The 25,179-nt window shown below is 67.9% G+C and carries 25 protein-coding genes; 13 read left to right on the forward strand and 12 right to left on the reverse strand.

The annotated features are described in order from the left end of the window. Window positions 1-178 precede the first annotated feature (178 nt). Window positions 179-478, reverse strand: a complete 300-nt coding sequence (gene rsrA / locus ACKY0W_RS15570; RefSeq protein WP_406758170.1) for a mycothiol system anti-sigma-R factor — start codon at window positions 476-478, stop codon at window positions 179-181. Beyond that, complete coding sequence (locus tag ACKY0W_RS15575) at window positions 475-1,143, reverse strand: sigma-70 family RNA polymerase sigma factor (protein WP_409437805.1); 669 nt, start codon at window positions 1,141-1,143, stop codon at window positions 475-477. The genes rsrA and ACKY0W_RS15575 overlap by 4 nt, the downstream gene beginning before the upstream one ends. A gap of 203 nt (window positions 1,144-1,346) precedes the next feature. Between ACKY0W_RS15575 and ACKY0W_RS15580 the strand changes: the two genes are divergently transcribed. Next, a complete protein-coding gene (locus tag ACKY0W_RS15580; RefSeq protein ID WP_409434800.1) occupies window positions 1,347-1,844 on the forward strand; it encodes an aminoacyl-tRNA deacylase in 498 nt (165 codons plus the stop codon). Window positions 1,845-1,860: 16 nt separating this feature from the next. Here ACKY0W_RS15580 and ACKY0W_RS15585 read toward each other — a convergent pair whose 3' ends face one another. The 3 genes from ACKY0W_RS15585 to ACKY0W_RS15595 form a co-directional block, all read right to left on the reverse strand. Next, entirely contained in the window at window positions 1,861-2,394 is a 534-nt protein-coding gene (locus tag ACKY0W_RS15585; protein WP_409434801.1) for an anti-sigma factor antagonist, read from the reverse strand. 155 nt (window positions 2,395-2,549) lie between these two features. Continuing rightward, window positions 2,550-2,723, reverse strand: coding sequence for a CsbD family protein (locus ACKY0W_RS15590; RefSeq protein WP_406758167.1), 174 nt, complete (start codon window positions 2,721-2,723; stop codon window positions 2,550-2,552). A 79-nt stretch (window positions 2,724-2,802) separates the two neighbouring features. Beyond that, window positions 2,803-3,441, reverse strand: coding sequence for a TetR/AcrR family transcriptional regulator (locus tag ACKY0W_RS15595; RefSeq protein WP_409437806.1), 639 nt, complete (start codon window positions 3,439-3,441; stop codon window positions 2,803-2,805). A 262-nt stretch (window positions 3,442-3,703) separates the two neighbouring features. Here ACKY0W_RS15595 and ACKY0W_RS15600 point away from each other — a divergent pair, with 262 nt between their 5' ends. Then, on the forward strand, window positions 3,704-4,564 hold the full coding sequence (locus tag ACKY0W_RS15600; RefSeq protein WP_409434802.1) for an SDR family oxidoreductase: 861 nt from the start codon (window positions 3,704-3,706) through the stop codon (window positions 4,562-4,564). A 20-nt stretch (window positions 4,565-4,584) separates the two neighbouring features. Next, window positions 4,585-5,553: a dimethylarginine dimethylaminohydrolase family protein gene (locus ACKY0W_RS15605; protein ID WP_409434803.1), complete on the forward strand. Its 969-nt coding sequence runs from the start codon at window positions 4,585-4,587 to the stop codon at window positions 5,551-5,553. On the opposite strand, the gene ACKY0W_RS15610 is transcribed toward ACKY0W_RS15605, so the two are convergent. After that, window positions 5,550-7,010 carry a sensor histidine kinase gene (locus tag ACKY0W_RS15610; RefSeq protein WP_409434804.1) on the reverse strand — a complete coding sequence of 487 codons (1,461 nt, stop codon included), beginning with the start codon at window positions 7,008-7,010 and terminating at the stop codon, window positions 5,550-5,552. The two genes, ACKY0W_RS15605 and ACKY0W_RS15610, sit on opposite strands and share 4 nt — an antisense overlap. After that, the gene (locus tag ACKY0W_RS15615) at window positions 7,007-7,729 is read right to left on the reverse strand and encodes a response regulator transcription factor (protein ID WP_409434805.1); all 723 of its coding nucleotides are present in this window, start codon (window positions 7,727-7,729) and stop codon (window positions 7,007-7,009) included. The genes ACKY0W_RS15610 and ACKY0W_RS15615 overlap by 4 nt, the downstream gene beginning before the upstream one ends. Window positions 7,730-7,930: 201 nt before the next feature. On the opposite strand from ACKY0W_RS15615, the gene ACKY0W_RS15620 reads away from it, so the two are divergent. Together ACKY0W_RS15620 and ACKY0W_RS15625 are read left to right on the forward strand one after the other, a co-directional pair. Further along, the gene (locus ACKY0W_RS15620; protein ID WP_409434806.1) at window positions 7,931-9,271 is read left to right on the forward strand and encodes a PPE family protein, SVP subgroup; all 1,341 of its coding nucleotides are present in this window, start codon (window positions 7,931-7,933) and stop codon (window positions 9,269-9,271) included. Between the two features lie 4 nt (window positions 9,272-9,275). Beyond that, complete coding sequence (locus ACKY0W_RS15625; RefSeq protein ID WP_409434807.1) at window positions 9,276-10,553, forward strand: PPE family protein, SVP subgroup; 1,278 nt, start codon at window positions 9,276-9,278, stop codon at window positions 10,551-10,553. Here ACKY0W_RS15625 and ACKY0W_RS15630 read toward each other — a convergent pair. Both ACKY0W_RS15630 and ACKY0W_RS15635 read right to left on the reverse strand, forming a co-directional pair. Next, entirely contained in the window at window positions 10,550-11,302 is a 753-nt protein-coding gene (locus ACKY0W_RS15630; protein WP_409434808.1) for an SOS response-associated peptidase, read from the reverse strand. The genes ACKY0W_RS15625 and ACKY0W_RS15630 overlap by 4 nt on opposite strands. A gap of 16 nt (window positions 11,303-11,318) precedes the next feature. Then, on the reverse strand, window positions 11,319-12,020 hold the full coding sequence (locus tag ACKY0W_RS15635) for a class I SAM-dependent methyltransferase (protein WP_409434809.1): 702 nt from the start codon (window positions 12,018-12,020) through the stop codon (window positions 11,319-11,321). Window positions 12,021-12,112: 92 nt separating this feature from the next. On the opposite strand from ACKY0W_RS15635, the gene ACKY0W_RS15640 reads away from it, so the two are divergent. The 4 genes from ACKY0W_RS15640 (at window position 12,113) to ACKY0W_RS15655 (ending at window position 16,125) form a co-directional block, all read left to right on the forward strand. Next, the gene (locus ACKY0W_RS15640; RefSeq protein WP_409434810.1) at window positions 12,113-13,156 is read left to right on the forward strand and encodes an LLM class flavin-dependent oxidoreductase; all 1,044 of its coding nucleotides are present in this window, start codon (window positions 12,113-12,115) and stop codon (window positions 13,154-13,156) included. A 220-nt stretch (window positions 13,157-13,376) separates the two neighbouring features. Continuing rightward, complete coding sequence (locus ACKY0W_RS15645; RefSeq protein WP_406758157.1) at window positions 13,377-13,676, forward strand: PE family protein; 300 nt, start codon at window positions 13,377-13,379, stop codon at window positions 13,674-13,676. 9 nt (window positions 13,677-13,685) lie between these two features. Next, the gene (locus tag ACKY0W_RS15650) at window positions 13,686-14,867 is read left to right on the forward strand and encodes a PPE family protein (RefSeq protein ID WP_409434811.1); all 1,182 of its coding nucleotides are present in this window, start codon (window positions 13,686-13,688) and stop codon (window positions 14,865-14,867) included. A gap of 19 nt (window positions 14,868-14,886) precedes the next feature. Further along, the gene (locus ACKY0W_RS15655) at window positions 14,887-16,125 is read left to right on the forward strand and encodes a PPE family protein (protein WP_409437807.1); all 1,239 of its coding nucleotides are present in this window, start codon (window positions 14,887-14,889) and stop codon (window positions 16,123-16,125) included. 12 nt (window positions 16,126-16,137) lie between these two features. Here the strand turns inward: ACKY0W_RS15655 and ACKY0W_RS15660 are convergent, their stop codons facing one another. Then, window positions 16,138-17,553, reverse strand: a complete 1,416-nt coding sequence (locus tag ACKY0W_RS15660) for a PE-PPE domain-containing protein (RefSeq protein WP_409434812.1) — start codon at window positions 17,551-17,553, stop codon at window positions 16,138-16,140. 228 nt (window positions 17,554-17,781) lie between these two features. Next, window positions 17,782-19,365, reverse strand: a complete 1,584-nt coding sequence (locus ACKY0W_RS15665; protein WP_409434813.1) for a serine/threonine-protein kinase — start codon at window positions 19,363-19,365, stop codon at window positions 17,782-17,784. 117 nt (window positions 19,366-19,482) lie between these two features. Here ACKY0W_RS15665 and aroA point away from each other — a divergent pair, with 117 nt between their 5' ends. The 4 genes from aroA to ACKY0W_RS15685 all read left to right on the forward strand — a co-directional run bounded on the left by aroA (window position 19,483) and on the right by ACKY0W_RS15685 (window position 23,693). Beyond that, complete coding sequence (aroA, locus tag ACKY0W_RS15670; protein ID WP_409434814.1) at window positions 19,483-20,775, forward strand: 3-phosphoshikimate 1-carboxyvinyltransferase; 1,293 nt, start codon at window positions 19,483-19,485, stop codon at window positions 20,773-20,775. Further along, window positions 20,772-21,770, forward strand: a complete 999-nt coding sequence (rsgA, locus tag ACKY0W_RS15675) for a ribosome small subunit-dependent GTPase A (protein ID WP_409434815.1) — start codon at window positions 20,772-20,774, stop codon at window positions 21,768-21,770. Before aroA ends, rsgA begins: the two co-directional genes overlap by 4 nt. 366 nt (window positions 21,771-22,136) lie before the next feature. Continuing rightward, window positions 22,137-22,436, forward strand: a complete 300-nt coding sequence (locus ACKY0W_RS15680; RefSeq protein ID WP_406758151.1) for a PE family protein — start codon at window positions 22,137-22,139, stop codon at window positions 22,434-22,436. Window positions 22,437-22,451: 15 nt separating this feature from the next. After that, window positions 22,452-23,693, forward strand: coding sequence for a PPE family protein (locus ACKY0W_RS15685; protein ID WP_409434816.1), 1,242 nt, complete (start codon window positions 22,452-22,454; stop codon window positions 23,691-23,693). A gap of 148 nt (window positions 23,694-23,841) precedes the next feature. Here ACKY0W_RS15685 and ACKY0W_RS15690 read toward each other — a convergent pair whose 3' ends face one another. Next, the gene (locus tag ACKY0W_RS15690) at window positions 23,842-25,101 is read right to left on the reverse strand and encodes a fatty acid desaturase family protein (protein ID WP_409434817.1); all 1,260 of its coding nucleotides are present in this window, start codon (window positions 25,099-25,101) and stop codon (window positions 23,842-23,844) included. Window positions 25,102-25,179 lie beyond the last annotated feature (78 nt).

Here is a 25,179-nt window from a genome sequence, read left to right on the forward strand (position 1 = left end):
CTCGCTGATCGCAAGCGCGGCCGCAGGCCGGGCGCAGCGGGTCAGCGTCGCCAGCACAGCTGATCGCAAGCCCGGCCGCAGGCCGGGCTTGCTTCGGTTAGCGCCCAAGTCTGGGTCTTCTAGATCTGGGCCGTGACGGCGACCCGCTTCGCCCGGCTCCGCCGCGCTTGCGATCGCCTTAGCCTTCGCGGTGGATGATCGTGGTCCGACTGATCTCCAGCCGCACCCGCTCATAGAGCCGCCGCGGAGCTTTGTCACCACTGCATTTGCTGGCGATCAAGGTCTTGATCCGTTCCTCGACCCCGTAGTGCCGCAGACAGCCCGGGCATTCCTCGAGATGCTGACGCAGTTTGGCCTTGGTCTCGGCCGTGCACTCGCCGTCCAGCAGCGTCCATACTTCGGCGATCACCTCCGAACAGTCGGCGTCGGACCCGCCGCCGGCCGGCGAGGTGTTGCAGTCTCGCGAGCGTTCGGTCACGACGACACCTCCTCGGGAGCCTGGCCGTCGCGAATGAATCCACGGTCGCGGGCGACATCGGCCAACAGACCGCGCAACTGTCGTCTACCGCGGTGCAGGCGCGACATCACCGTGCCGATCGGCGTATCCATGATCTCGGCGATCTCCTTGTAGGGGAACCCTTCGACGTCGGCGTAGTACACCGCCATCCGGAACTCTTCGGGAAGCTGCTGCAGCGCCTCTTTGATCTCGGTGTCGGGCAGCGACTCCAAGGCCTCCACCTCCGCCGAGCGCAGCCCCGTCGACGAATGTTCGGCGGTGGCCGCCAGCTGCCAGTCGGTGATCTCGTCAGTCGGGTACTCGGCAGGCGTGCGTTGCTTCTTGCGGTAGCTGTTGATGTAGGTGTTGGTCAGGATGCGGTACAGCCACGCCTTGAGGTTGGTGCCCTCCCGAAACGAGCGGAACCCGGCATAGGCCTTGACCATGGTCTCCTGCAGCAGGTCCTCGGCATCGGCAGGATTGCGCGTCATGCGCAACGCACCGCCATAGAGCTGATCGAGCATGGGGATCGCGTCGCGTTCGAACCGAGCGGTCAGCTGCTCGTCGGTCTCATCGGAACGCACCGGGGCCTTGGCTTCGGTCGAAGCCTCGGTTCCGGTACCGGACGCACTCTCGCCGTCAGCCATCTCGATCGCCGATGTCCCTTCTGTCGCGCTGCCCGCAACCGGCCCAGCCGATAGCTCGCGTTCCAGCAGACCGCTCGCCGTTGACATCGGCGACTCCTTTCCGATCCTAGGGCCGTGATCGACGGCTTGGCGCAGCGACCACACGAACTGCCTTACTCAACAGCGTCGGCCATGGCGCTATTTCCGGCCCGTATCCTGGCGCGGTGAGTCGCGCGGCAACCCGAGCTATCGCGGCCCTGATCGCCGCGCAGGTGCCCCACGAGGTGCTGCGCTACCGGCACGAGCCGGACCAGCACGCCTTCGGCGCCGAAGCCGTCGAGCAGCTCGCGGCCGAGGGGCCGGACGGTGTGCGGCCCGAGCAGATCTTCAAGACGCTGGTCATCACCGTCCCGCGCGGTCTGGCGGTGGCGGTGCTACCGGTCCCGGCGAAGCTGTCACTGAAGGCAGTCGCCGCCGCGCTCGGGGTGCCCAAGACCGCCATGGCCGACCCGGCGGCGGCACAACGCGCGACCGGTTATGTACTGGGCGGGATCTCGCCGTTCGGGCAGCGCAAGGCACTGCCGACGGCGGTGGACGCCTCGGCGCTGGATTTCGACCGGGTGCTGTGCAGCGCGGGCCAACGGGGCTGGGACGTAGCGGTGGCGCCCGCGGACCTGATCCGGTTGACCGGTGCGGTCACCGCCGACATTCAGGCCCCCTGACCGGGCAGTCAGCCGTTCAGGTGTCCAAGACCGAACCGGGTTCGTCGCGTCGGGCGTCGTCGAGGACGTCGTCGACGGTCGCAGCGAACGACAACGCGGCATCGATGCCCGCGGCGGCCACCACCCGGGCGGCGATCTGCTGGTCACTGACCAGGCAAAGTCTGATACCGCGCCGGCGACAGCTGACCGATGCCTCGACCAGCACCGCGAAGGCGCAGATTCCCATGAACTCCAGTCCACTGGTATCGATGATCAACGGACCGGGCGCTGTCGCGACCTCGGCCGCCTCGCCGACCAGGCGACGCCAGACGACGACGTTGGACGCGTCGATGCTGCCACCCGCACGGACCAGCAGCGCTGAGCCGCGACGCTCCAACAGGACGTGCAACTCGTCTTCCGCGGGGCTCCCCTGGGCGACGAACGGCTCATCCCCGCCAAAGCCGCCGGCCACCAACGCGGTGGCTCCGGCTACTTCCGCCCGCTCCGAGCCGGTCAGGGTGCGGCGCCAAACCGCGCAGCGGGTGAGTTTACGCCGTAAACCGGACAGCATGAGATTGAAGCTACGCCGGTTTGTTTACGTTGTAAACCGGGCCGTACAGACTTCTGGGGCCACGTTTTCGAACCCTCGCAGCCGCTGCCGCCCCACGAATGCGCCGCCGCCCCGCGCGCCGTAGTAGTCAGCACACGGGGCGGCGTTTGCGCTCGTCAGTCCTTGAAGGCGTCCTTGATGTTCTCGCCGGCCTTCTTCAGGCTGGACTTCCCCTGGTCGGCCTTGCCCTCGTTCCTGAGGCCGTCATCGCCGGTGACCTTGCCGGCGGCTTCCTTGGCCTTGCCCGCGACGTCCTGTGCGGCGTTCTTGGCCTTGTCTGCCAGTCCCATCGTGCAGCTCCTCCCTCGTGTGACGTTGCACCACGAGACATACCCCGATGTTTACAACGTAAACCTCAGAAGGACTGCCTCAGCGTTGGGCGAGCAGCAGTTCCAGTCGATCCAGCATGGCTTCCAGCGCCTCTTCGAACTCGGCGGTGCTGCGATCCTGTGACAACATCGGCTGCAGGCGCCGCAGGTGCGGGTAGTCGGTCAGGTTGCGCCCGGGCCGCTCGCCACCGTCGTCGAGCAGGACCTCGTCGGGGTGCAGCGCGGCGCCGCGCGCGGACACTTCCAACAGCAGGTGACCGATCAAGAATGTGGTGTAGGAGCGGTAGGCCGCCACCGCGGCGCCGTCGTCGAATCCGTACGAGATCAGCGTGTCGAGGAAACTCTCCATCCAGCGCAGGCTGCGCAGCGGGGGCCGAACCCACGGCGCCTCCGGCGCTTGGGTGGCGACCAGCGGAAAGACCTCCGGATGATCGAGGGCGATCTGTCGTACGCCGTGAGCCAGCCGCATGAGGTAGTCCTGCCAGCCGTCTTCCTGGCGCCGCGCCGCGAGTTGATCGGCGTAGAGCCGATCGATGATGTGGTCGACCACGCCGCTGAGCAGGTCGCCGCGGCCGTGCACGTAGCGGTAGAGCGCCATCGCCTCGACGCCGCAGGCCGCACCCAAGGCGCGCATCGTCAATTTCGACAGGCCCTGGCGGTCAATGAAGTCGATGGCCATTTCCAGGATCCCGTCACGGCTCAACTGCGGCGACGAGCGCAGGCCGTCGCCCGTGGCCGCAGCGTCCACCCCGGCATCCACCAGACCACCCCTTCTCAGTGCTCCGACACGAAGATCACCCGGTCTGCATGTCGGCGACGATTGGTGCCTCAGTTTACGTCGTAAGCCGGTTGTCAGACGTGAAAGTGCCGGGTCAACGCAAACGGTCCGGCGTTGAACGCCGGCCACCCGCAGCAGGCCCCCGCGGCATAGGCTGACAGCCATGCCCAACACAGGCCCGCTCTCCGGGAAAACCATGTTCATTTCGGGTGCCAGCCGCGGCATCGGGCTGGCGATCGCCAAGCGAGCCGCGGCCGACGGCGCCAACATCGCGCTGATCGCCAAGACCGCCGAACCCCATCCGAAACTCGACGGCACCATCTACACCGCGGCCGCCGAGATCGAAGAGGCCGGCGGACAGGCGCTGCCGATCGTCGGTGATATCCGTGACGGAGACTCCGTGGCAGGCGCGGTGGCCGCGACGGTCGAGCGGTTCGGCGGCATCGACATCTGCGTGAACAACGCCTCGGCGATCAACCTCGGTTCGATCCTCGAAGTACCGCTCAAGCGCTTCGACCTGATGAACGGCATCGAGGTGCGCGGTACCTACGCGGTGTCGCAGGCCTGCATTCCGCACATGATCGGCCGCGAGAACCCGCACATCCTGACGCTGTCCCCGCCGATCCGGCTGGAGCCCCAATGGCTCAAGCCCACCGCGTACATGATGGCCAAATTCGGGATGACCCTGTGCGCGCTGGGTATGGCCGAAGAGCTGCGCTCGCACGGGATCGCGTCCAACACGCTGTGGCCGCGCACCCTGATCGCGACCGCCGCGGTGCAGAACCTGCTCGGCGGCGACGAAGCGATGGCGCGAGCCCGCACGCCCGACGTCTATGCCGATGCCGCCTACGCCATCGTGACCAAGCCTGCCACCTCCTACACCGGCAACTCGCTGTTGTGCGAAGACGTGCTGCTGGATTCCGGCGTCACCGACCTGTCGGTCTATGACTGCGTGCCCGGTAGTGACCTGGGCGTGGACCTGTGGGTCGACACCGTCAACCCACCTGGGTACGTGCAGCCTTAGCGCCGCCCGATGAGCCGACCGTGACCGAGGTCTTCGTCGAAAGCGAGTTCGCGCCGCTGCGCACCGTGGTGCTCGCCCAGTCCGAACTAGCCCTGCCGCAAGACATCCCGGACGTCGAACTGGCCTTTCTTCCCGCGGGATCGAACGAAACGATCTCCGCCGGACAGGATTTCGGCGCAGCTTTCCCCAGGCGGCAGCAGTTGTGGCTGCGGGAACGGCGCAACTTCGAGGCGGTGCTGCTCCGATACGGTGTCGAAGTACTACGTCCGCGGATGTTGACCGCGGCCGAGAAGGCCGCGGCCGGATCCGACGGATACGCCAATTTCTTTGTGCGCGACCCGTTTTTCACCATCGGAGACGTCGTGATCGAGGGATCACTTCGGTTTCGGCACCGCCGCCGGGAGGTCTTGCCGGTCCGCGACATCCTGCTCAAGCGGGTTTATCCGACGCTGTGTGACTATGTCGCCGTACCGGCTCCCGAGATCGCCGCCGACGACGACGCGACGCTTTGGCCCGGGCCGTTCCTGGAGGGCGGCGACGTGCTGGTGCTCGACAAGCATGTGTTCGTGGGGACATCAGGGCTGGCGTCGAATGAGCTCGGAGCGCGCTGGCTGGCCAAGCTGCTCGCCCCGCGGGGCTACACCGTTGAGGTCATTCGTTTGGCCCCCGACATCTTGCACTTGGATTGCGCGCTCGGTTTGATTCGCGACGGGTTGCTGGTCGTCTGCGAAGAGGCGTTGCTCGACGGGGTCCCGGCCGCGCTGAAATCCTGGGAGCGGATTCCGGTTTCGCTGTCGCAGACCAAGGATCTGGCCACCAACGGTTTGCCGATCTCCCCCGACGTCTATGTCACCGATCCGGTCTTCGGTTGGCTCGGTGAGCAACTGGAACACCGTGGGATCACCGTCGAGTATGTCGAGTTCGGAATCAGCCGATCGCTGGGCGGCGCATTCCGGTGCAGCACCCAGCCATTGCTGCGCCGCCGCTAACCGACGTCCCGCGGCGCGACCCCCGGCGGGGCGCCGGGCGGCAACGGCTCGCTTTGCGGCCGCCCCGGGATGACCAGCCGGAAGCAGGCGCCCCCGTCGTGGGGAATGCAGGTCAGCGTCCCGCCGTGCGCGACGGCCAGCGCCCGAGCGATCGGCAGCCCCAGTCCAGCACCACCGTGGTCGCGGCCGCGGGCGCTGTCCAGGCGCACCAGCCGATCGAAGATCCGCTCGGCGTCCTCGCTACGAACACCGATGCCGGTGTCGGTGACGACCACGGCGACAGCACCGCCGAGTTGACCGACGTCGATGTTGATCTGCCCGCCTGGCGGGGTGTAACGGCGCGCGTTGTCGAGCAGGTTGGACAGAATCTGCGCCACCCGAGTGGGGTCGACCCGGACTGCTACGGAGTCCAGGCCCGTGCGCCCGATCCGCAGTTGCGGGGCAAGCAGCGCTGCCCGATCCAGTTGGGTATCGACGATGCCGACCAGGTCGGCCTCCTTGAGCTCCAGGGGCAATCCCGCATCGATATAGCTCAGATCCAGCATGTCGGTGACCAGACGAGTGGCCCGCCGGGCTTCGGTCAACAGCAGGCTGGCGCGACGATGTTGGCGCAGCACTTCGGGTTCGATCGCCTCTTCGCCGATCGACGGGCCGACCTGCGCGCTGACGTTTCCGGCAATCTGCTCGGCGGCGGCCTGCATTCCCGCTATCGGGGTGCGCAGCTCATGAGCGGCGTCGGCGAGAAAACGCCGGACCGCGGCCTCGGCGCGCTGCGCCCCTTGCGCGGCGCGCTGCGCTCGCTTCTCGGAGTCCTCCAACTCATCGAGCATGTCATCGAAAGCTTCTGCCGCCCGGCCAAGTTCGGTCTTGGGGCGGTCGGGGCGCAGTCGCCGGCCCCGGTCCCCGGTGGTGATGTCGCGGGCGAGGTCGGTGAGACGGTCCAGCGGCGCGAGCAGGGCACGACTCGCACCGGCCAGCAGAGTCGACGCGAGCAGCAGAGTCCCCACGCCGGCCTCGATCATCAAGCGCCGCAGTCTGCGCAATGTCTCGTCGGACTCGGTGGTGTCTGCGACCAGGATCACCCGGTTGCCGTTGGCCAATGGATGCACCAGGACCGTCGCGGTGTCATCGGGCTCCAGCGGCGGGGCCGGAATCTTGGACCCGGTGGTCGCGTCGGGTTCGATCGCCGGGTCGCCGTAGCTGGTGCCGTCGGCAGTGACGACCAGCGCGGCGATGATGCCGCCGTTGAGTTGTTCCGACATCTGCTCAGCCGAGATCCCCAGCGCCACCAAGGAATCCGCCCGCGCTGTGGCCGCCGCGAGTCGTTCGTGCACGCTGCGCGTTGCCAGCGCGGTCAACGTGGCATTGATCACCAACCCCATGGCCAGCATCAGCATGACCAGCAACGCCAGCACCATCACGGTCAGCCGGCGCCGCAGCGAGGGGGTGGCTGTCATGAAGCCGAAAGCTCGAGCCGGTAACCGATCCCGCGCACCGTATGCAGGATCCGCGGTCCGTGTGCCTCGAGCTTCTGCCTCAGCCCGCTGATGTGGACCTGCACCAGGTTGGGATCGTAGGCCTCATAACCCCACACCGCGTTGAGGATCTGCGCACTGCTGACGATGCGGCCACGTTGTTCCACGAGGTAGACCAGTACCCGAAGCTCGGTGGCGGTCAAGCCCAGCGGGGTGCCCGAACGGGCGGCCACTCCGGCGTCGACATCGACCATCAGATCCCCGAACTGCACGGCCGCCGGCAGCCGTCCCCGCCGGCGTAGAACCGCACCGACGCGCGACACCAGTTCGGCCAGCTCGAACGGCTTGACCACGTAGTCGTCGGCGCCGCCATCAAGACCGCGAAGCCGGTCGGGTAAGCCGTCGCGCGCGGTGAGCAACACCACCCCCACCTCGCCCCAGCGCAGGATCACATCCATCAGCGCGAAGCCGTCGCGTCCCGGCAGCATGACGTCCAGTACCACCAGATCCGGCCGGAAGCCGTCGAGCACCTCCTCCAGACCGTGCCCGTCAGGCTGGGTGTCGGTGAGGTAGCCGGCATCGGCCAGCGCCTCGCTGACCATCTCGCGAATGGTCTCGGAGTCCTCCACAACCAGCACCCGCGGCGTCCCCACACTGAAGGGGGTGCCGCCGCGACGGTCGGCGGACCGGGAATCGGCCATGGTCCATTGATAACACCGTCACGCCGCGATGGGGAGATCCCAGCGGCGCGGCTTTCGCCCGCCATCGCGTTCTTCAGGTTCACTTCAAGTTGGCTCGCTACGGTCACGGTGACCGAGTGCGCCCGGCGCCCTTCGCACCGGCGCGAACCGGGGAAATTCAGGAGACACGATGACGCCTACTACCAACGGGACTGTCTGACAATGGATTTCGCAACGCTGCCGCCAGAGGTCAATTCGATGCGGATGTATTCGGGGGCGGGCGCACAGCCGTTGCTGGCCGCCGCCTCCGCCTGGAGCGCGCTGGCCGCCGAACTGAACAGCGTGGGCCTGGCGTACGACTCGATGATCGACGAGTTGACCGCCGAATGGGCCGGCCCCAGCGCCACCGCGATGGCCGCAGCCGCGGCACCGTACGCCCAGTGGATGCACGCCACTGCCACCCAGGCCGAACACACCGCTTCGGCGGCCCGGTCCGCGGCCGCCGCCTACGACGCGGCGTTCGCCATGACCGTCCCTCCCCCGGTAGTCACCACCAACCGCACCCAGATGATGTCCCTGCTGGCCTCCAACTACCTGGGGCAGAACACTGCTGCCATCGCGGCCACCGACGCCCAGTACTACGAGATGTGGGCCCAGGACGCCAGCGCCATGTACGGCTACGCCACCAGTTCCGCCACCGCCACCAGGCTGGTCCCGTTCACCCCGCCCCCGCGCACCACCAACCCCGGCGGGGCGGCGAATCAGGCCGGCGCGGTCGGCCAGTCCACCGCCACCGCGGCAGGCAGCCACGCCGATACCGCGGTGTCCGCGATCACTCAAGCCCTGCAGGGCCTCAGCGCGCCGGGGTCGGCGGCGGCGGGATCGAATGCGGCGCTGACGAGTTCGATCGGTTCGGCGGCGGCGATGGAACCCGGGTTGGCGGCGTCCTACCTGGCGCTGGCCTCCAGCCTGTTCGGCACGTTTGTCATCGACTCGGCCGGCACCTTCGGCGTGGACGCGGCCGGCACCTTCGGTATCGACCTGATCGGCGTCGGCGAGATCGAGAGCGAACTTCTGCCGGAGATGGCCCTGGCCAGTGCGGTCACGCCGGTGACCGCGGAGGTGGGCGAGGCAGCCACCCTCAGCGGCCTGTCGGTGCCGCAGTCCTGGGCGACCGCGGCGCCGACGACCACGGTGATCCAGCAGGTTGGTGGCGCGTTGGCGACCGCGGCGGAGGGCGCACTCCCAGCCGCTGCGGCCGGGGCCAGCGCGCTACCGCTGGCCGCCATCGGCGCCGCCGGACTGGCCGGCCGGGCCACCGCCGGCATCGGGCGGGGTCGCGGCGCCACCACTAATGCGAAGGCAACCCCCAAACGGGCGCCTCGCGCCATGGTCAAGCTGCGCGACCAAGCCGAGAAGCCGGAGAAGCAGCCGGTACGGCCGTTGAACGGACCGATCACGCGGATCTCCGGCGAGCTGCGCGAGCTGGCCAATCTGCGCGATGCGGGAATCCTCACCGACGAAGAGTTCACCCAGGAGAAGCGGCGCCTCCTCGGCCGGTAGCACCATGGATTTCGCACTGTTACCACCGGAAGTCAACTCCGCCCGGATGTACTCCGGCGCGGGCGCCGGCCCCTTACTGGCCGCGGCGTCGTCCTGGGACGCTCTGGGCGCCGAGTTGCACAGCGCGGGCCTGGCCTACACCTCGGTGCTCACCGAACTGGGCGCCGGCTGGGCAGGCCCGAGCGCGCGGGCGATGACCGCCGCGGCAGCACCGTACGCCCAGTGGCTGCACACCGCCGCGATCCAGGCCGAGGAGACCGCCATCGCGGCCCGCTCCGCCACCGCCGCCTACGAGTCCGCTTTCGCCATGACCGTGCCGCCGCCGGTCATCGCCGCCAACCGCAGCCTGCTGATGACCTTGGTCGCGACCAACTTTCTCGGCCAGAACACTCCCGCGATCGCGGCCACCGAGGCCCACTACTACGAGATGTGGGCCCAGGACGCCACCGCTATGTACGGCTACGCCGCCGGTGCCGCGGCCGCCAGCAGGCTGGCCCCGTTCCGGCAACCACCGCGCACCACCAACTCCGCCGCCGCGTCCGCGCAGTCAGCGGCCGTCATGCATGCGGCCGCCACCACCTCGGAGGGCCACGGCGAGGGCGTCGTCACCGGACTCACCCATGCGCTGGAGTCCTCGTCTGCCCTGGCCGAGGCCATCGGCGCCGACGCGATGTTGATCAGCGAACCCGCGATGGAGGTCGGCATCGCCGGCGTCGAGCTGGTTGTCGACTCGATGGGCACGTTCGGTGTCGACGCGCTCGGCACATTCCTGTTCGACGCGATGGGCGCCGCCGAGGTGGGCCAGGAGTTGCTGCGGGCTGCGATGGCCGGCGCGCTGCCGATCTCGGCCAACCTGGCCTCGGCGACCTCGATCAGCGGCCTGTCGGTTCCGCTGGCCTGGGCGTCGGCCGCACCGGCGGTGGTCGCTCCGCAGATCGGCATGTCGCTGGCGTCCGTCGGTACGGTCGCCGCGACGTCCGCCGTCCCGGCCGTGGCCGCCGGCGAGACGGTGATCCCCGCGGTGGGGATGGCCGCAGCCGGCGTAGCCGGAAGGGCCGGGGCGGGAGCCACCCGGGGCCTGCGCATCCCGACGGCCGCTACCGTCGCCCCGCCGCCGGTACCGCCGCCGCACGACGAGCTGCCGGAGTTGCCCACGCCCTCAGCTTTCGGGCTGTTGATGGGCGCCGACATCGAACTGCGCGAGCTGGCCGAGCTGCGCAATGCGGGGATACTCACCGACGAGGAGTACGCGACCCAGAAGCGCAGTCTGGTCGGAGGCTAGAGCAGGTAGCCCTGCTCGGGTTGCGGCTCGGCCGGCGCGATCAGCTCGGGTGAGTTGTTTCGCACGCTGTTGACCAGCGTCGAGACCTCACGCACCGCAATCCCGGCCATGTCCGGGGGGCGCGACAGCAGCGTGGTGTCGATAGCAGCGTCCGGATCCAGCCAGGAGTCCCAATGATTTTCGGGCAACAGCAAAGGCATCCGGTCATGAATGTCGGCGAGTTCACCGACGGCCGCGGTGGTGATGATCGCGACGCTGAGTACCGCATCGGAGAGCCGGTTAGGTCGCCAGACCGACCACAGGCCGGCCGCAAACAGCATCGCGCCGTCGCCGTGGATGTAGAACGGTGTCTTGCGGCCGCTCTGAGCCCCCGCCGCGCGCCATTCGTAGTAGCCGTCCATCGGCACCAGGCAGCGCCGCCGTTCCGCGGACGCGGAGTACCCCGGTGAGGTGGTGACCTTGTCGGCACGAGCGTTGATCATCACCGGGCCGCCGGGCGCCGGCGCACCGTCGGGACCGGCCTTCGTCCACGGCGGCACCAGTCCCCAGCGCATCAGCCGTAGCCGCCGCGTCGGTTGGTCGCCGGGTTTATTTGGCTCGCCGTGCCGGCTGACCAGAGTCGCGATTGGGTCGGTAGGCGCCACGTTGTAGTTCGGGCCAACGTCGGCGCTGGCCGGAATCTCGTTGATCGCATCGATGCGCGTGGCCAGCAACGCCGGATCGGTGGTTACCGCGAAACGCCCGCACATACCTTCATGGTGACAGCTAATCGATCCGGCTGGCGGTGACCGCCCAGAACGGCATGTGCACCAGGTTGTCTTCGAGCAGCGGTTGCAGGTACGCGAAGCGCTCGGCCAGGGCGCGGACTCCTGCCAGCAGGTCCTCGCGGCCCATCGCCTCCATCACCGCGATCATGTCGGTAAAGGCGTTCGGTGCGAAGGTGCCCTGATAGGTCGTGGTCCCGACGTGGTCGACACGCCACCCGGCGGACTCGAGCAGCGGACCGAAGCGCTCGGGCGACAACCCGTCCAACTGCCAACCGTTGACGTTATGGCGTCCGGCTTCGAACATGAACAGCCTGGCTTGGGGCGTGGTCGCCCGGTGCAGGTTGCGCGCGTAGCGCAACTGGGTTTCTTCGTCGTCCTGGAACAGGTGGTAGAACGCGCTGTCGACCACCGTGTCGAACCGGCCGTCGAACCCGACCAGTTCGACCGCGTCGGCCACTTGGAAGTCCACGGTCACACCGGCTTGAGCGGCGTTGCGTTGCGCGACCGCGATGGCGGCCGGGGAATGATCCAGTCCAGTCGTCGAATAGCCATGGGCCGCATAGTGAATGGCGTGGTGACCCGAGCCGGTTCCGGGGTCGAGGACCTTTCCGCGCAGCGCCCCGCAAGCCACCAGTTGCTGCACCACCGGCTGTGGACGGCCGATCTCCCACGGCTCCGGGGGCACAGTATCGCTGTTCATCGCCCATAACTGTGCGCGAGCCGGGTTAACGAAATCAGAACGCGCGGTGTACGAACGGCGACAGTCGCCCTAGTGATGGCAAGATCGCCGCTGTGCGCCTCTCCGTCCTCGATCTCACGCCGGTCCGCACCGACCAGTCCACCTCAGACGCGCTGGCGGCAACCATGCGACTCGCGCAACTCGCCGAGAGCCTCGATTACGCCCGCTACTGGGTCGCCGAGCACCACAACATTCCCTCGGTAGCGGCGACCAGCCCGGCGGTACTGACCGCGATGATCGCCGCTGCGACCTCGCGTATTCGCGTGGGCTCGGGCGGGGTCATGCTGCCCAATCACGCGCCGCTGGCAGTGGCCGAGCAGTTCGCCCTGCTGGAGGCCGCCCATCCTGGCCGCATCGACCTGGGCATCGGACGCGCCGCCGGCGCCGATCCGGTGGCATCAGCGGTGTTGCGCGGGGCGACCGGCCGCGGTGATCGCGATATCGATGAATTCCCCGACAATCTCGCCGACGTGATCGCCCTGCTGGGCACCGCGGGCGTGTCCGTGCAACTGGCAGAACGCACGTATGTCCTGCGGTCGACGCCGCACGCGCTGACCAGGCCGCGGGTGTTCGTGCTGGGCTCCTCGATGCAGTCCGCCCGAATCGCCGCAACCAAGGGACTCCCCTACGTATTCGGCCATCACCTGTTCGGCGAGCACACCGATGAGGCACTGGCGTGCTACCGATCACAGTTCGTCCCGAGCGAGCTTGCCGCCCAGCCGACCGCGTTCCTGACCGTCAACACTGTGGTTGCCGAAACACGTGATGAGGCAACGGCTTTGATCCTTCCGTACCTACGGCTACAGGCCAGGACCGCGACCGGGCAACCGGCGGGACGCCTGGAACTGGTCGAAGACGCCGAGCAGGCGGCGCTCACGCCGCAACAGCACCGCGTCGCGCAGGGCGAACTCGAGCGCGCCGTGGTCGGTACACCGGCCGAAGCGCTCACCCAACTGCGGGAACTGGCCGACCGGTTCGGGGTGGACGAGTTGATGCTCAATCCGGTCGCCTCCGCCCGGCGAGGAAGCGCTCCTGCCAGCGCGCCGGGGCGTGAATCCACCCTGCATCTGTTAGCTGACGCCGCGTCGACAAAGTGAACAAAAGGTAAAGGCAAACCAACGCCAGAGGGCTGCTCGGTGAATGTTTCGGGTGCCTTTTCCAACTGTCAATGAACAACTGCTGACAGTCTCCGAAAAGTCCCCTTCACGGCTGTGTGTCGGGCGTCAGATCGCATAGCGTCGGGTCTGCGCTCAAGGGCGTACGCGATCCGCAATGTAGCGATCGCGGAACTGAATAAGTCTTCTACGAGGAGCCTTCATGTCGTTCGTCACAACGCAGCCCGAAGCGTTGCTGGCCGCCGTCGCCAACCTGCGAACCATCGGTTCGTCGATGGCCGCGCACAGTGCCGCGGCCGCGGCACCCACCACCAGCGTGGTGCCGGCCGCCGCCGACGAGGTATCCGCGCTGACCGCTGCCCAGTTCGCCGCCCACGCCCAGGCCTACCAAACCGTGAGCGCGCAGGCCGTGGCCGTCCACGAGATGTTCGTGAACGCCCTGAGCAGCGGAGCCAACGCGTACGCCGCCACCGAGGCTGCCAACGCAGCAGCGGCCGGTTAGGTCACCGCGATGAACTACTTGTCGTTGCCGCCTGAGGTGACCTCCACCATGATCTACTCCGGGCCCGGCTCGGAACCCATGGTGGTGGCAGCGTCGGCGTGGAGTGCGCTGGCCGCTGAACTGAAATCTGCTGCGGCCGAGTACCGGGCGGTCATCAGCCAGCTGACCTCCGAGGAATGGCTCGGTACGGCGTCGGCGTCGATGGCGACCGCCGCGGCGCCCTACATCAACTGGATGGAGCTCACGGCAGCGCAGGCCGAGCAGGCTGCCGCTCAGGGTCGTTCCGCCGCAGCCGCTTACGAGGCGGCACACGCCCAGACGGTGCCGCCGGTTGCGGTCACCGCGAATCGCGAACTCCTGCAGCAGTTGGTCGCCACCAACATCCTCGGGCAGAACACCCCGTCGATCGCGGCCACCGAGACCGAGCACAATGAGATGTGGGCCCAGGACACGATGGCCATGGTCGGCTATCACACCCAGTCCAGCGCCGCGACCCAGCTCAACGAGTTCACCGCGCCACCCAACCCGACCAACCCGAGCGGTGACGCCGCGAACGCCAATGCGGTCGCCTCGGCGGCTGGCAATGCCACAGCCACCCAGGCTTCGGGCGCCATGCAGAGCCTGGCGAAATCGGCCGAAAGCACCACTTATGGCGCCGATGACATCCTCAACGACCCGAACTACAACCTGAGCAACCAGCTGATGACCCAACTGGTGACCAGCTCGAACCTGCAGTCGAACAACGTCTGTGCGGTGTGGCGTGGTGTCAGCGGTGTGCTCGGCCTGCAGAAGCTGTTTGCCGACGGCGCGAAGGCAGCATCGTCGGGAGCCGCCGGCGCGGCCTCCGGTGCCGCCAGCGCGGCCTCCGGTGCGGCGAGCGCGGCCTCCGGTGCCGCCGGTGCAGTCGGCGGCCTCTCGGTCCCGGCGGCCTGGGCTCCGCCGCTCGCGGCGGCGTCCACGCTGGGCCCGGTTTCCGGCGGCTCCTGGGTGCCGGTGGGTCCCGCTGCCGCGGCGGCACTGCCGTCCGCGGGTGGCATTCTCGGCGGCGCCCCGATCGCACCGCCGACGGGGATGCCTGGCATGCCCGGCATCCCGGCCGCGGGAGCGGCCGGCGCCGGCTTCCGCGGTTTCGGAGGTCCGCGCTACGGCACCGCGTTGACCGTCATGCCACGCCGTCCCTTCGGCGGATAGCACCCGAGGGGACTTGGTGATCGACTACGGGGCGCTGCCTCCGGAGGTCAATTCCACGCGGATGTATGCGGGAGTCGGCTCCGGTCCTATGTTGGCAGCAGCGGGGGCCTGGGATGTCTTGGCCCAAGAATTGAGCGTGACCGCGGCCGCGGTGGACATGACCATCGCGGACCTGACCAGCGGTCCGTGGCGGGGACCGTCGGCGACCGCCATGGCCGCGGCGGCACTGCCTTTCACCACCTGGTTCAGGGCGACGGCCGCGCAAGCCGAACAGGCGGCCATTCAGGCGAAGGCCGCGGCGGCCGCCTTTGAAGCCGCGTTCGCGATGACCGTGCCGCCGCAGATGGTGTTCGCCAACCGGGCCCAGCTGATGATGTTGGTCGCCACCAACTTCTTCGGCCAGAACACCCCGGCCATCGCGGCGACCGAAGCGCACTACGCGGCGATGTGGGCCCAGGACGCCGCCGCGATGTATGCCTACGCGGGTGGTTCCCTGGCGGCTTCGCAGCTGTCGGAGTTCACCTCGCCGCCGCAGACCACCAATCCGGCCGCACAGGCGGGGCAAGCCACCGCGACCACCCAGGCCGTCGGCAACTCCGCGGCGTCGCAGGCTACCTCCCAGGCAACGTCGCAGGGGCTGACCTCCTTGCAGTCGCTCACTCAGGCGGGCGCGGCCACCGGGGCGCCCGTGGTCCCGGGTACCGGCGCCACACCCCCCGCCGCCGTGTCGCCGTGGACCGCGTTCCTGCAACAGCTGGTTACTCCGTTGACGACACTCACCCGCTACTCCAACTCGGCCATGGGACCGTTCCGGCTCATCGACATGGTCGGCCAGGGCCTCAACGGTCACGAGGTATCGGGTCAGGCGGTCGGCGACGTCAGGGCGTTGTTCACCGAGCTGACGAAGGTGGCCGACGTCGCGAAAGCGGGCACCGCAGCCTCCTACACGCCGGGGTTCGGCTCCGCGTCGCCGTCGGTCGCGCTGGGCCGGGGCATTCAGGTCGGGGCGTTGTCGGTGCCGCAGAGCTGGCCGATGGCTCCGACGTCGGCCAATCAGGCTGCCGCGACACTGGTTTCCAGCCGGGTGGCCGCTGCGGAGTCCGGCGCGATGCCGCGCGGCGGAATGGCAGGCCTGGCCGGCATGGCAGGACTGCCCGGGGCCAGTGCCGCCGCAAACGGCGGGCCCACCGGCTTCCGGTTCGTTCCCCGATACGGCTACCGCCACCGGGTGATGAACCGGCCGCCCAGCGCCGGATAGGCGCTGGGCGGGTCAGATCAACGCGCCCAGCACGGCGAGCGGCAGTATTCCCAGGTCAACGGCGAGCGGAAGGCCGATGGCGTTGAGGAGGTCGCCGTCGGCCAACTCCGAGGCGAAGATGTCGTAGTTGATCTGGGGCAAGTTGAACAACAGTGCGGTGCCCACGTCCAGGAATGGAATGCCGGTGTGCGGCGGGAAGGTACCGAAAAGGTCATTCAGCGTGGGGAACGTCGACCCGAAGTCCGCCATACCAGTGTCGGAGATCGCGTTGATGAAGCCTTCCATCTCGGCCATGAAGCCGGGCGGGGTGTTGGTCGGGTGGAAGATCTCGTCGAAGAAGTCGGAGACGCCTTGCTGCCAGGCGTTGCTCAGCGCCTGCGGCAACTCCTGCATGAGCGCCGACAGCGTCGCTGAATCCGGCAGGAATCCCAACGGAGTTGGCACATCGGCGGGGCCTTGACTCCAGCCGTGCTCGATGTTGCCGTAGCCCAGGTTCACCAGGATGCGCGTGACCGGCTCGAACAGATCGTAGAGCGCCTGACCGCCGCTTCCGAAGAACAGCAGCGGATACAGCAGCGGCAGGCCCTCGGTCGGGATCATGTAGTAGTTGGTCAGCGAATCCGGCGATGCATTCGGCAGCAGGATCGCGTCACTGATCTGATCGGGCGTCAGCCCCAGATAAGTGGTGTGCTGGAAGGCAATTCCGAAGATCGCGTTGAGAACCGACAAGAAGTTGATCGGGTATTGGGGGAAGTCGGCGAAGCCGTCGTATTCACGGTTGTAGACCTCTACCGGGTACAGGTCAGAGGGTGCGGCTCCACTGAAGGTGAGACCTAGGCTCGGAAGAGTGGGCTGCGCATCGTCCGGCAGATTGAAGCGTTCCAACATGCCGCCGTTCGGCGAACTGACATTGCCGATCATCACGAAATGCACGTAGTCACTGGGCACGCCCGCACTGGCGAGCTGGTATTGCAGCAGCGACTCGATGACTGCGCCCTGCGACCAGCCGAACACCACCGCGGGATTCTCGGCGCTCAGGTCTCCGTTCTGGTATTGAGCCATGATCGCGTCGTAGAGGTTCTGCTGCCCTTGCGCCACTGACTCATCCAGCGTCCCGCCGAAGGGACCCAAGAACGGATAGAGCTGTTCTGGTGTCGTGACAACCTGCGTCGTGCCGGTGAAGCCGAGCGGCTCCAGGTACAGCGACATGGCGGCGTCCACGTACGACGGGCCGGGCGTGGCCAGGCCGCTGCCGCCGATGATGAACGCCGTGCCACCGCCGAGCGGCAGTGCGGTGTCATTGGCGGCCAGGCGTAATCCGGGAATCTGCAGTGCAGTTGACGGCGCAGCCGCAGCGGTGGGTGCGATCAAACCCGCCCCCACGACAGCGACGGCAACGGTGCCCAACCGGCCGCGTACGTGATTCACTGGTTCTCCTTCGGGCAGCCCGACGAGGCGGACTCGGCAACCGCTGCTCGGCCATACGAAAGCTGTCGAGCAACCTTGAATTACTCGAAAGTAACATAACAATAGGCCGTGCAATAGTGCGCACTCTAATTCTTTAGTGACGCAATGCCGGGCCGCTCAGAGCCGCCAAGGAGCGTCCAACCCGGCCCCGCACGGATCGCTACGCGGGGTGCGGCGCCCAGGCGATGATCAGGCCGGCTTGGCCGGTTTCGCCATCTCGACGGACGGGTTGATCCCCGCGGGAACGTCGCCGAATCGGCTGGCTACCACCGGAACCCAGATCTGGGCTCCGCGCTGGCCGCACTCATTGCTTTCCACAGTGGCAACCATCGCACCATGCAGCACGCCCGGAATGGTCGGCTCCAGCGTGAGCACCTGAGTGGTGGTCTGACTGTCCTGTCGCCCGTCGACACCGATGCACGGCGTGTGCACGGTCTGCGGCTGCGACCGCCAGGTATCGCCGGTGAATTCAAGGGCCAATTCATTGCCGCCCGACGGCGTCTTCACCGTCTTGCGATGGTCCTTGGCGTCCAGCATCGTCGCCGACGCCGTGCACGCCGAGGCATCACAGGACGATTTGACGGCCCACCAGGTGCTCACGTTGGGCGGCTCGGGGTTGGGGACGCCGTTGTACTTCTCCCCAGCCCGGTTGGCATCGACACGGTAGGTCCCCTCGAACGCCGGCGCCTTGGGTGGCGGCGCCACGGCCGCCGCAGGTGCACCACCGGCGGCTATCGCCGCGGGGTCGGCCGGCTCCTCGGCCAGCAGGCGCGGGACGATGGCCGCCACCGATCCCACCACCGCAAGCCCCAGGGGCACCAGGACCGCGGGCCGTGCCAGCTTCGACAACCGGCTCGGCGGAGGTGCCGGCAGCGCACGCGCGACGCCCCGCACGACTGTCCTGGCGGAGTCGGACTCCCCATCGGAGTCCGGGTCGTCAAGCTGCTCGGCCAGGGCTGCGACGAAGTCCGAGCAGTCCCGGAATCGCTCGGCAGGGTCTTTGGCCAGCGCCGCGGCGAGCACGTCGTCGAACTGTTGCAGCTCGGGACGCCGGTCACTGAGCAACGGAGGAGGCGTGTTCAAGTGATGACTGATCACCGTCACTGGGTTCTCGTGCTGATAGGGCGGTGCTCCGGTCAGCATCTGAAAAGTGGTTGCGGCCAAGGCGTACTGGTCAGCGCATTCCAGACCTTCGGCACCCATCAGTTGTTCGGGTGCGGCGTAGGCAATGGTGCCGATGGCCAGATTGCTGGCGGTCAGCCCGGTGGGGCCGCTCAGTTGCCGGGCGATGCCGAAGTCGGCCAGCACTGCGGTCAGCACCTCGTCGCCGTCCTCGGTCACCAAGATGTTGCTCGGCTTGACGTCGCGGTGCACCACACCTTGCCCGTGGGCGTAATCCAGCGCATCGGCGATGCTGGCCACGATCGGAATGGCGATCTGAGCCGGCATCCCGGCCGGGAACTTGCGGGTGATGAGCTCGCCGAGCGTCTCACCCTCGATGTAGTCCATCGACAGCCACAGCCGGCCGCGGTATTCGCCGCGGTCGTGCACGCGCACGATGTTCGGGTGCACCAGCACTGCGGCGGCTTCAGCTTCCCGCCGAAACCGCTCCTCGTAGTCGTCGTCGGCGCTCAGCGACCGGCGCAGAATCTTCAGCGCTTCGCGTCGGGGCAGCCGGGGGTGCTGGGCAAGGTAAACCTTGCCCATCCCGCCAGCACCCAACAGTTTCAAGATGGTGTACTCAGCAAAAATCGAGCCCGACGCCAGAGCCATGCCGCCGACACTAATGATGGTGGGTAAACAGTTGGGTGATACCAGGCAGCCAGCCGGCAAAAAGCCCTACCGAGCGCCGATACCAGCGTTGGAGCCATGCGCTGGCAGGATGAAACCGTGACGACTTGGCCGGCACCGATGCCCACCGCACCCATCGACGCGACGGTGACCGTGCCCGGCTCGAAGTCGCAGACCAATCGGGCACTGGTACTGGCCGCACTGGCCGCCGGACGAGGTGGTGGTGTCTCCACCCTCTCCGGCGCCCTGCGCAGTCGCGACACCGACCTGATGCTCGACGCGCTGCGGGCCCTGGGCCTGCGGGTCGAAGCCGTAGCCCACCACGTGACGGTCAGCGGCAAGATCGACCCCGAGCCGAACATCCGACTGAACTGTGGGCTCGCCGGCACCGTACTGCGGTTCGTGCCGCCGCTGGCCGCATTGGGCACCGTCACCGTCACGTTCGACGGGGACGAGCAGGCCCGGACCCGGCCGATCGCGCCACTGCTGGATGCGATGCGCAGCCTGGGCATCGCGGTCGATGGCGACGGGCTGCCGTTCGGGATCCACGGCACCGGATCAGTCGCCGGCGGCACCGTCGCGATCGACGCCTCCGCGTCGTCGCAGTTCGTCTCCGGCCTGCTGCTGGCGGCCGCGGCGTTCGACGACGGACTGACCGTGGTGCACACCGGGGCGACCCTGCCGTCTGCCCCGCACATCGCGATGACGGTGGCGATGCTGCGCCAAGCCGGGATACACGTCGAGGACGCCACCCCGAACCGCTGGCGGGTCACACCGGCGACGCCGGCTTCCCGCAACTGGGAGATCGAACCGGACCTGTCCAATGCCACCCCGTTTCTGGCGGCCGCCGTGGTCACCGGAGGTCGCGTGCGCATCGCCGGCTGGCCGGCCGTGGGTGTACAGCCCAGCGACGCCATCATCGAGGTCTTCGGTGCAACCGGCGCCAGGCTGAGCCACGGCGATGCGCACCTGGAGATTCAGGGCCCGGGCAGCTACGGCGGCTTCGACGTGGATCTGCGCGCCGTCGGCGAGCTCACCCCGACGGTGGCGGCACTGGCTGCCCTAGCGGCCCCGGGTTCGGTATCGCGGCTGAGCGGCATTGCGCATCTGCGCGGGCACGAGACCGACCGGCTGGCGGCGCTGACGACCGAGATCAACCGGCTGGGCGGCGACAGCGTCGAGACCGCCGACGGCCTGCTGATCACCGCGACCCCACTACACGGCGGAATCTGGCACTCCTACGCCGACCATCGAATGGCTACCGCCGGTGCGATCATCGGCCTACGGGTCCCCGGCGTCGAGGTCGAGGACATCGAGACCACCGCCAAGACCCTGCCGGCATTCCCCCGGATGTGGGCCGACATGTTGGCCGACGCGGGGGCCGGCGCTTGAAACCGGAGGACTACGACGAATCCGACGTCAAAGTCCGCTCCGGCCGCGGCTCGCGGCCGCGTACCAAGATCCGCCCCGGGCACGCCGATGCCCAATCCGCCATGGTGGTCAGCGTCGACCGCGGCCGCTGGGGCTGTGTCCTCGACGGCCCCGACGGCCCAGACGGCCCGGTCGACATTCAGGTCACCGCGATGCGCGCCCGCGAGCTGGGGCGCACCCCGATCGTGGTCGGTGACCGCGTCGACGTGGTTGGCGACCTGTCCGGCCGGCCCGACACGCTGGCCCGCATCGTACGGCGCAGGCCGCGACGAACCGTGTTGCGGCGCACCGCCGATGACACCGACCCCACCGAGCGGGTGGTGGTCGCCAACGCCGACCAGCTGCTGATCGTGGTCGCGCTGGCCGATCCCCCGCCGCGCACCGGTCTGGTCGATCGCACGCTGATCGCCGCCTACGCCGGAGGGCTGGCGCCGATTCTGTGCCTGACCAAAACGGACCTGGCGGATCCGGCGCCCTTCGCCGATCAGTTCGCCGATCTGGACCTCACGGTGGTCACCGCGGGCCGCGACGACCCGCTCGACGCCGTCGCCCCCCTGCTGGAATCCCAGGTGACGGTGCTATTGGGGCACTCCGGCGTCGGCAAATCGACTCTGGTGAATCGCCTTGTCCCGGAGGCTGATCGGGCCGTCGGACGGGTCACCGACATCGGCCGGGGGCGTCACACGTCCACTCAGTCGGTGGCACTGCGACTGGAGGGATCGGGCTGGGTGATCGACACCCCGGGAATCCGCTCGTTCGGCCTGGCCCACATCGCACCCGACGACGTGTTGCTGGCATTCTCCGACCTCGCCGAGACCATCGATGAGTGTCCACGCGGCTGCGGCCACCTGGGACCGCCGGCCGATCCCGAATGCGCACTGGACAATCTGACCGGCGCGGCACAGCGCCGTGTCGAAGCAGCACGCCGCCTGCTCACGGTGCTGCGCGAGGGCTGACGCCCGTCTCCCCAAGGCCGAGTGTGAATCTCACGACGCCTCTGCGGTGAGTCGCGTCGTGAGATTCACACTCGCGACCACTGAGCACGCGATCACCCAACAGGCCAGGCCGACTCCGACCGCTGTCGGCGGTCGCTGAGATCTCATCCATTGACCGCCGTCACATGGTGAACGGCGTGGACCCAAGGTGAACGCCAAGCGTCATCGAATCAACGTCTTCGGGCCGGCCGATGAACATTGGCCCCGTACGGGTGAACAAAGAGTTTCGCGGCTTCTCCGATCCGCGGCTCGCTGCTTAACCTGGCAATGTCCTGGAAGGTTCCTGCCAAGTCCCTGTACGTGATTGCAGGCGAAGAGGAGATAGACATGTCGACCGTTGTTACACAGCCGGAGGTATTGGCCGCGAGCGCCCGAGAGCTGCAGGCCATCAGCTCGGACATGGAAGCCGGAAACGCAGCGGCGGCTGCCCCCACCACCCAGATCACCCCGGCGGGCGCCGACCCGGTGTCGCTTCTGACCGCCACCAATTTCGCCGCGCACGCCGAGCTCTACCAGCAGGTCAGCGCCCAAGCCGCCGCCATGCGGCAGATGCTGGAGATGGTGTTGAACATCAGCGCGCGTTCTTACGACGCCACTGAGGCCGCAAACGCGGCCGCGGTCTCCTAGAGCTAGGTCGACGCCATGGACTTCGGCACATTGCCGCCTGAGATCAACTCTGCCCTGATGTACTCCGGCGCCGGCTCGGGGCCACTGTGGGCCGCCACCCGCGCCTGGGAGACCCTCGGCGCCGATATCTACACCACGACCGCCAGCTACGCGACTGTGCTGGCCGACCTGACCGCGGACTGGCACGGACCGGCGGCGGCGGCGATGGCAAAGGCGTTCGAACCGCACCTGGAGTGGCTCAACCGGGCCGCGGCGCAGGCTGAGCAGGTCGCCGCCCAGGCGGGTGCTGCAGCCGCCGCTCACGATGCGGCTTTCGCCGCGACGGTTCCGCCGGCGGTGGTCGAGGCCAACCGCGAGACGCTGATGTCGTTGCTGGCGACGAATGTCCTGGGACAGAACACGCCGGCGATCGCGGCTACCGAAGCCGCCTACGGGGAGATGTGGGTGCAGGACGCCACGACCATGTACGGCTATGCCGGACAATCGGCGGCCGCATCGCGGTTGACGCCGTTCACGGCCCCGGCCCCCACCGTCAACCCGGCTGGGGTGGCAGCCCAGGAGGCGGCCGTTGCCGTTGCCGTCGGAACGGCGACTGCGACCGACGCCGACACCCTGACCGCCCTGACCACTACGCTGCCGGGTCAGCTCGGCAGCCTCGCGGGCCCAGCCGCATCCAACTTGATCGAAGATCTGCTCAATCCAATCACCTGGGACGGATCGACCATCACGTTCAACGGCATGCTCGGCGATCTGATGCGGGGCCTGACCGGATCGCCGACGCTGAGTGCGTCCAGCCCGTTCGACATGTTCATCCGGATGGTGTCGCCCATGCGACTTTTCACCACCGCGTTCAAGGACATGGACGGTCTTTCGCATTCCCTGGTCCCGGCAACCAAAGCTGTCGAAAAGGTCGCCGAAGGCGCCGCCAAGGCAGCTGAAGGCGCGGCCAAGAGTCTCGGTGCCGGAGTCGTCGGCGCCGCCGGAACCATCGGCCATGCCTCGCTGGTCGGCCCGCTTTCGGTGCCGCCGACCTGGGCAGCAGCCCTACCGGCGGCCGCCGTCCACTCCGCCCCGGTCCAACTGGCCAGCTACGCCAGCTCCACCGGGGCCGCCGCCGGCCAAGCTGGACACAGCGCCCTAGGTGGGATGCCGATGGCGGGTGCCGGTGGTGGCGGCCGCGGTGGGTTCGGCGCCTTCGGCACCCCCCGCTACGGGTTCCGGCCGATGATGGTCGGCCGGCCGCCGTCTGGCGGCTGACCAGGCAAGCCCCGGTCCGATCGGTCTGTTTCCCTCGCGTATGCCGCGCCATGATCCGCTCTGGCGCGGCATACGCGATGCTGAATTGAGCCAAGCCCTAAAAAAGCGCTAGCCGCTGTCCGCCGCGACCCAGCCATGCGCGGGCGAATCAGGCAGCCTGGTCCATCCGCTTGTCACGACGCCAGCCGCGAACCGCCGAGATAGCGGTCTTAAGCCCACGACGACGGCCCGTCACCGGGTCGGTCTGAGAGAACTCCGGCCCCAGCTCGGCGAACATCCTCTCGCTGCGGGTCTCGGGCGCATCGTCGGCGGTGTCGCGCAGGAAGCGGTCCGGCAGCGACAGTTTGGCGATGGTGCGCCACGTCTTGGCGTACTGCACCAGAAACGGCCCAGAGGTGTACGGCAGGTCGTACTTCTCGCATACCGCACGGACCCGCACCGCGATCTCGGGGTAGCGGTTGCTCGGAAGGTCCGGGAACAGATGGTGTTCGATCTGGTGCGAAAGGCTCCCGCTCATGAACCGCATCGGCTGCCGGGCATCGATGTTGGCGCTGCCCAGCAGCTGCCGCAGATACCACTGCCCCTTGGACTCGCCGACCATGTCGGTCTTGGTGAACTTCTCTGCGCCGTCGGGGAAGTGACCGCAGAAGATGATCGCATTGGCCCACACGTTGCGGATCACATTGGCGATCGCGTTGGCCTTCACCGTTGAGGCGAACGTCGCGCCGGGCGACAGCGAGGTCAGGGCCGGAAACGCGACGTAGTCCTTGAACACCTGCCGGCCGGCTTTGTCGCCGAACTCCCGCAGCCGGACCAGGGTCGCCTGGCGACTGTCGCGGCCTTTGAAGATCTTGCCGATCTCCAAGTGCTGCAATGCGACTCCCCACTCGAACCCGATCGCCAACATGGCGTTGTAGAACAGGTTGAGCAGGTTGAAGCGCTGCCAGCGAGTGTCGCGAGTCACCCGGATTACGCCGTAACCCACATCGTCGTCCATCCCGAGGATGTTGGTGTACTTGTGGTGGGCGAAGTTGTGGGTGAAGCGCCAGTGCTTGGAGACACCGGCCATGTCCCACTCCCAGCCGGAGGAGTGGATCTCTGGATCGTTCATCCAGTCCCACTGCCCGTGCATGACGTTGTGGCCGATCTCCATGTTCTCGACGATCTTGGCCACGCCCAGGGTGGCGGTACCGGCCCAGCGCGCCCAGCGCCGGTTACCGGCCGCCAGCAGCACCCGGCCGGTCACCTCGAGCGCCCGCTGGGCGGCGATGGTGCGGTGGATGTAGCGGGCGTCGCGTTCGCCTCGACTCGCCTCGACGTCTCTGCGGATGGCGTCCAGTTCCGCGGCGAGGTTCGCCACGTCGGCGTCGCTGAGGTGCGCAAACACCTCGACGTCGGTTACCGCCATCAGACCGCCTTTCGGAAACGCATTACCGTCTGCACCTACGCTATCGTAACCTACGACTCCGTAGGTTACCAGCGGGTA

It is taken from the genome of Mycobacterium sp. SMC-14, assembly GCF_046250075.1.
Lineage (GTDB): Bacteria > Actinomycetota > Actinomycetes > Mycobacteriales > Mycobacteriaceae > Mycobacterium.

Excerpts from the sequence above, each read along its gene's own strand:
- ACKY0W_RS15635 (WP_409434809.1), bottom strand. The coding sequence starts at position 12,020 with ATGAACAGCGATACTGTGCCCCCGGAGCCGTGGGAGATCGGCCGTCCA.
- ACKY0W_RS15575 (WP_409437805.1), bottom strand. The coding sequence starts at position 1,143 with ATGGCTGACGGCGAGAGTGCGTCCGGTACCGGAACCGAGGCTTCGACC.
- ACKY0W_RS15625 (WP_409434807.1), top strand. The coding sequence starts at position 9,276 with ATGGATTTCGCACTGTTACCACCGGAAGTCAACTCCGCCCGGATGTAC.
- ACKY0W_RS15690 (WP_409434817.1), bottom strand. The coding sequence starts at position 25,101 with ATGGCGGTAACCGACGTCGAGGTGTTTGCGCACCTCAGCGACGCCGAC.
- ACKY0W_RS15630 (WP_409434808.1), bottom strand. The coding sequence starts at position 11,302 with ATGTGCGGGCGTTTCGCGGTAACCACCGATCCGGCGTTGCTGGCCACG.
- ACKY0W_RS15585 (WP_409434801.1), bottom strand. The coding sequence starts at position 2,394 with ATGCTGTCCGGTTTACGGCGTAAACTCACCCGCTGCGCGGTTTGGCGC.
- ACKY0W_RS15650 (WP_409434811.1), top strand. The coding sequence starts at position 13,686 with ATGAACTACTTGTCGTTGCCGCCTGAGGTGACCTCCACCATGATCTAC.
- ACKY0W_RS15600 (WP_409434802.1), top strand. The coding sequence starts at position 3,704 with ATGCCCAACACAGGCCCGCTCTCCGGGAAAACCATGTTCATTTCGGGT.
- ACKY0W_RS15665 (WP_409434813.1), bottom strand. The coding sequence starts at position 19,365 with ATGGCTCTGGCGTCGGGCTCGATTTTTGCTGAGTACACCATCTTGAAA.
- ACKY0W_RS15590 (WP_406758167.1), bottom strand. The coding sequence starts at position 2,723 with ATGGGACTGGCAGACAAGGCCAAGAACGCCGCACAGGACGTCGCGGGC.
- ACKY0W_RS15685 (WP_409434816.1), top strand. The coding sequence starts at position 22,452 with ATGGACTTCGGCACATTGCCGCCTGAGATCAACTCTGCCCTGATGTAC.
- ACKY0W_RS15595 (WP_409437806.1), bottom strand. The coding sequence starts at position 3,441 with ATGGCCATCGACTTCATTGACCGCCAGGGCCTGTCGAAATTGACGATG.
- ACKY0W_RS15610 (WP_409434804.1), bottom strand. The coding sequence starts at position 7,010 with ATGACAGCCACCCCCTCGCTGCGGCGCCGGCTGACCGTGATGGTGCTG.
- ACKY0W_RS15645 (WP_406758157.1), top strand. The coding sequence starts at position 13,377 with ATGTCGTTCGTCACAACGCAGCCCGAAGCGTTGCTGGCCGCCGTCGCC.
- ACKY0W_RS15680 (WP_406758151.1), top strand. The coding sequence starts at position 22,137 with ATGTCGACCGTTGTTACACAGCCGGAGGTATTGGCCGCGAGCGCCCGA.
- ACKY0W_RS15615 (WP_409434805.1), bottom strand. The coding sequence starts at position 7,729 with ATGGCCGATTCCCGGTCCGCCGACCGTCGCGGCGGCACCCCCTTCAGT.
- ACKY0W_RS15620 (WP_409434806.1), top strand. The coding sequence starts at position 7,931 with ATGGATTTCGCAACGCTGCCGCCAGAGGTCAATTCGATGCGGATGTAT.